6 protein-coding genes and 1 pseudogene are annotated in these 4,943 nt (G+C 42.0%); 6 read left to right on the top strand and 1 reads right to left on the bottom strand.

Features of this window, described 5'->3' with window-relative positions; genetic code table 11:
• Positions 1-239: 239 nt before the first annotated feature.
• The gene (locus PSI14_RS19540; RefSeq protein ID WP_273577647.1) at positions 240-965 is read right to left on the bottom strand and encodes a LexA family transcriptional regulator; all 726 of its coding nucleotides are present in this window, start codon (positions 963-965) and stop codon (positions 240-242) included.
• A 117-nt stretch (positions 966-1,082) separates the two neighbouring features.
• Here PSI14_RS19540 and PSI14_RS19535 point away from each other — a divergent pair, with 117 nt between their 5' ends.
• The 6 genes and pseudogenes from PSI14_RS19535 to PSI14_RS19510 form a co-directional block, all read left to right on the top strand.
• Entirely contained in the window at positions 1,083-1,286 is a 204-nt protein-coding gene (locus PSI14_RS19535; protein ID WP_273577646.1) for a helix-turn-helix domain-containing protein, read from the top strand.
• A 137-nt stretch (positions 1,287-1,423) separates the two neighbouring features.
• The gene (locus tag PSI14_RS19530) at positions 1,424-1,795 is read left to right on the top strand and encodes a hypothetical protein (RefSeq protein ID WP_273577645.1); all 372 of its coding nucleotides are present in this window, start codon (positions 1,424-1,426) and stop codon (positions 1,793-1,795) included.
• 126 nt (positions 1,796-1,921) lie between these two features.
• A pseudogene (locus PSI14_RS20445) lies at positions 1,922-2,374 on the top strand (helix-turn-helix domain-containing protein); the annotation flags it as partial.
• Positions 2,375-2,656: 282 nt separating this feature from the next.
• Positions 2,657-3,508, top strand: coding sequence for an ATP-binding protein (locus PSI14_RS19520; RefSeq protein WP_273577643.1), 852 nt, complete (start codon positions 2,657-2,659; stop codon positions 3,506-3,508).
• A gap of 52 nt (positions 3,509-3,560) precedes the next feature.
• The gene (gene rdgC, locus PSI14_RS19515) at positions 3,561-4,469 is read left to right on the top strand and encodes a recombination-associated protein RdgC (RefSeq protein ID WP_273577648.1); all 909 of its coding nucleotides are present in this window, start codon (positions 3,561-3,563) and stop codon (positions 4,467-4,469) included.
• A 139-nt stretch (positions 4,470-4,608) separates the two neighbouring features.
• On the top strand, positions 4,609-4,943 hold a 335-nt coding region (locus PSI14_RS19510; RefSeq protein ID WP_273577642.1), incomplete at its 3' end, for a phage protein NinX family protein.

Genomic DNA, 4,943 nt, shown 5'->3' with positions numbered 1-4,943 from the left:
GGTGATTTATCTTTGGCTGTGTGCCTTGGATGATTAAATTAAACATCATGTGAATTTATAAGTCAACAATATGTTGATTTATTTTTCATTAAAATATTCAGTTAGTTTATTTTTATTTGATTTATAAGAGGATTTTTTTTGATTAGTGTTTATTATTGTGATTTATGTGGCATTTTCTTAAGAAGGGAATAAAAAAACCCCATCATAGTGGGGTTTGATGTGAATAAATCATGATGTGATTAATAATGCAGTACTGCGTGCCAAAACAGTTTACCAATGATGATTACGTTATCTTCGTTCGCCATCTCATCCTCGTATTCGTCACGATTATAGCTGCGTATAAGCAATTTTCCGCCCGGTTTTCTATATAGGCATTTTATCCGTTTTAGTCCTTCCTGCTCGATGGCGTAAATCTTTCCATCACAAATAGTCTTATTAGCTATATCAATGGCTACAGCCGCTCCATTTGGTATAACAGGCTCCATGCTATCTCCTTTTGCAGGGAAACATAGAATTGTTGATCCATCTGTCGGAGCACCGATTCTCCGTAACGTCGCTTTAGAAAACCTCAACTTAAAGCCGTTGTAGTCCACGTCAATGCATCTACCATTGCCACATGCGAATTCAATATCTTTCAAAAACGGCACCTCCACTTCATCATCATCTAATGGAGTGTTGCCATCCCATGAGGTAACTGAGTTCCATTCATTTTTTGGAGGAATATCAGATTTAGCTCTGTTCTGTTTTAACACATTTCCCAGCTTTGGTTCACCAACTGCATTTAGTAACCAGTCCAGTGAGTATCCGAATTGTTCACTGATACTCTGTGCTGCTTCTCTACTTATAGAGTCTCTGCGCAACCAGTTATTTACTGTTTGAGCACTGACATTTAGCGATTCCGCCAGTTGTTTTTGTTTTAAATTTTCTCGGCTCAGAATAATTTTCAGTCTATCTTTCAAAGTCATAAATCCCCCGAGCCTAAAATATAAACATTATGTGAATTTTTTCAATCATCTATGTGTTGATTTTTACTCGTGTTGAGATTAACATTATGTTTACTTTATACACATGGAGTTACTCATATGGATTTTTCGCAAACACCATTACAGATAGCAGTGAATGCTGTCGGTGGTAAACAAAAAACATTAGCTAAATTAGTCGGACTGACGCCGCAAGCGATCAGTAATTTAAAAAAACGAGGCGGTAGTTTACCAAAAACAAAAATTGCCGAATTCCGCAAGGCCACAGGATTGCCACTAGCAATCCTTTACCCAGAAATAGCGTAATAGTTACCGCTCTTTAACATCCTAGGTAGCAACACCGCCCTGAATACGTGTTAGGGCAACTCACCATCATCTATTCAGGATAGACGATATCTATCGTTTATTTATTAAACAAAACTTAACTATAGGAACTGTAGCAGATGGAAGTCGCAAAAGTTGTCAAAAATACTCGCAATACGCGTAAAGCTCAGATGCTTGAAAGTCATTTCCACAAGAAAGTATTTGAGTTTGGAAATAATGGTCTGGCAAGTGAAATGGGGATTCATCCATCCGTATTAAGCCGCGATAAAAACCGGATAGCGAAATTAGCCAGTAGATTGATCGTGGAGCTGGGCTTGCCTGAATGGGCGCTTGAGTTATCTGAATCTGATAACAAACCCGTCGTAGTCATCGAGGGTGAACACGCTGAACGATTGATTCAGGCTCTGGAACGGAAAGGCAAGGTAAAAAGAAAAACCTCGAAGGCGGCAACCAACGAGGCTTCTGAAATGCAACTTGAGATGTCGATTTAACGACTGAGAGGAAATACAAGTCCCTCTCAAAACAACATTTCACGAGGTAATTATACATGAAAACAAAATTTAATCACAGCGGCGTGCATAAAACTTTGGTGAAAGACCCAACCAAGGAATAAAAAAATGAGCATGATTTTAATGGCTAAAGCCATGCAAATGAAGGTCGGTAATCCGGCACGGAAATTGGTATTACTTAAACTGGCAGATAATGCCAATGATAAAGGTGAGTGCTTTCCCTCTTACCGGCATATCGCTGATCAGTGTGAAATAAGTCGTAGGAGTGTCATTAGTCACATTGATGATTTATGTAAACAAGGTCTGGTGAAAAAAGTTTACCGGACGGGTGAAAAAGGCAATTCATCGAATATTTATATCTTAGATTTAGATGGTGCAAAAATTTCACCCCCTAGTGAAAATTCTGCACTAGAGGTAGTGAAACTACTGCACCACCCTAGTGAAACTGCTGCACCACCCCCTAGTGAAAATTCTGCACCCAGAACCAGTCACTCTTTTGAACCAGTCAATGAACCTATAAAAACAATAGCGAAAGTCGCTAACGCTCCTCGTGTGGAAAGTAAAAATAAACATGCGTTCAGAGGGGAAGTTATAAAACTCAACCAAAAGGACTATGACAACTGGAAAAAGATTTTCCCTCACATCGATCTGGATACTCAGCTGCAACGGCTGGATATCGAGTTTCAGGCTGAACAACCTAAAAATTGGTTTGTTACTACCAGTCAGAAACTGAATTACCAGAACTCACAGGCAGGCAACAAGGTTAAACCTGTCAAGCGGTCTGGCAAATTCTCAGATCGCAATTACGGACAATCAGATATACCCAACTGGGCGGAGGTTTAGATGAATTACCAGACTGAACTCGAATCCCTCAACGGCAAACTGGAGAGAGCCATACAGGGATTCGAGTCGATTGACGGCGCTGTTGCTAATACATCCATGAAACAATGTGAGACACATGGTGAATTTGAATGTCACATCAGATACATGGAAAAAATGCCAACTATCAAAACGAGCACCGAATGCCCTCATTGCCTAAATGAGCGCATAGCTGAAATGGAAACCAAAATAGCCAGATACAATGAATGGGTATCTGCTGAAACACTCAGAAACCTCATGATTGAATTTGATGTTCCCAAACGATTTGAAGGGGTGAGTTTGGATAACTACGAACCCGTCACTCATGAAGCGGAACGTTGCCTGAAAGTTTGCAAGGCCTACGCGAAAAAATGGCCGGACAGACTGAAACAAGGGGGCGGGTTGGTGATGTGTGGTTTGCCGGGAACGGGGAAAAATCATCTGGCGATTGCCATTGGAAAGCATGTTATTCAGAAGCATCAATCATCGGTCAAATTCACGTCGGCAATCAAAATAGCGCGTGACTTCAAATCAACATGGTCTAAGAGTTCCGAGCAGACTGAATCAGAAGTCATTAATCGCTATTCAGCACCAGACCTATTAATCATTGATGAGATAGGTGTTCAATTTGGCAGTGACGCAGAAAAAATAATCCTCTTTGAAATTATCAATAACCGCTATGAATCCATGAAGCCAACCATCCTGCTCAGTAATTTACCCAAAGATGAGTTATCAGAGTTTATCGGTGAACGTGTACTGGATCGCATGAATGATGGTGGCGGGTGTACATTGGCGTTTACGTGGGAGAGCTATCGATCACGTCAGCGAACGGCTTAACCCCTCTCTCTGTACGAAAAATAAAACAATTCAATAAGTTATAAGGAAAATAATCATGCAATTTAAAAATGCGATGGTCTATCGTATGACTCGTGACATCCAAATTTCAGCGGAAACACTGGAAAATCAACTCGCAGCGTTGGCATTCACCCCCTGCGCCAGCCAAGACATGATGAGAGTTGGCTGGGTTTCTCCAATGGGTTCTCATGGAGAAGCGCTCACTCATGCGGCAGGTAATCAGATCCTGATTTGTATGCAGCGCGAAGAGAAAATATTGCCTTCGTCGGTCATCAAAAAAGAGTTATGGAGCAAGATTGAAAAACTGGAAGGTGAGCAGCATCGGAAACTGAAAAAGACCGAGAAAGATTCCCTGAAAGATGAGGTCATCCACACCCTGTTACCCCGGGCATTCAGCAAAGAATCACAGACCTACCTCTGGATTGATAACGACAATCAGCGAATTGTTGTTGATGCCAACAGTGCAAAACGTGCCGAGGATGCTCTGGCACTCCTGCGGAAAACGTTAGGCTCACTGCCTGTCACACCGATGATGTTCGCTAGTCCTATCGAATTAACGTTGACTGATTGGGTGAGTAAAAACGAGTTACCCAAAGAATTTATGTTGCAGGACGAAGCCGAGCTGAAAGCGATTCTGGAAGAAGGCGGCGTTATCCGCTGTAAGAATCAGGACTTAATCACCGATGAAATTGCCATTCACATTGAATCTGGCAAGTACGTCACCAAACTGGCGCTGGAATGGGAAGAGCGTATTCAGTTTACATTGTCTGATGATTTTACCATCAAGAAAATCAAGTTCAGCGACGCATTGCGCGAACAGAATGACGATATTGATCGTGAAGATTTTGCTCAGCGATTCGATGCTGACTTTGTGCTGTTCTCCGGTGAGCTGTCGCGGATGTTCGACAGTTTGGTTGATGCGCTCGGCGGCGAAGCGCAATAACCCCAAACCCACCATAAGGACTCTTGAGATGATAGATGAAAAAGTTGTCTGCTATAAGTGCTTGAATGTTTATAACAAGTATCTCAAGGCTTGCCCTCGGTGTGGTAAGTCGGTGTATTTCAGTTGAGGATTAGGTGAAATGAAAATCAAAACAAGTGAACTGACAGGCCGGGCGTTGGACTGGGCTGTGTGTTTGGCTCTCGGAGCAAGGATTAGTGACGGTCGTTTTCTGGAATTACCCAGCGGATATTTTGTAGATAAAAACAGCCGGTATTATTCATTTAAACCCTCAACCGATTGGGCGCAGTGTGGGCAGTTGATTGAGACGCATCATGTTGAATTGAATTTTAATTCAGTCAGCAAAGAGTGGGCGGCATACATATTTAATTTCGAAGAGCTTGAAAGTGTAATTGAAGACGGCGAGTCTCCCACTATTGCCATCTGCCGCGCTGTGGTCGCTGCACAATTAGGTAA

Source organism: Xenorhabdus anantnagensis (genome assembly GCF_028598555.1).
Lineage (GTDB): Bacteria > Pseudomonadota > Gammaproteobacteria > Enterobacterales > Enterobacteriaceae > Xenorhabdus > Xenorhabdus anantnagensis.
Note: the sequence above shows the minus strand (reverse complement) of the source record. Positions and strands in the feature narration are given on the sequence as shown.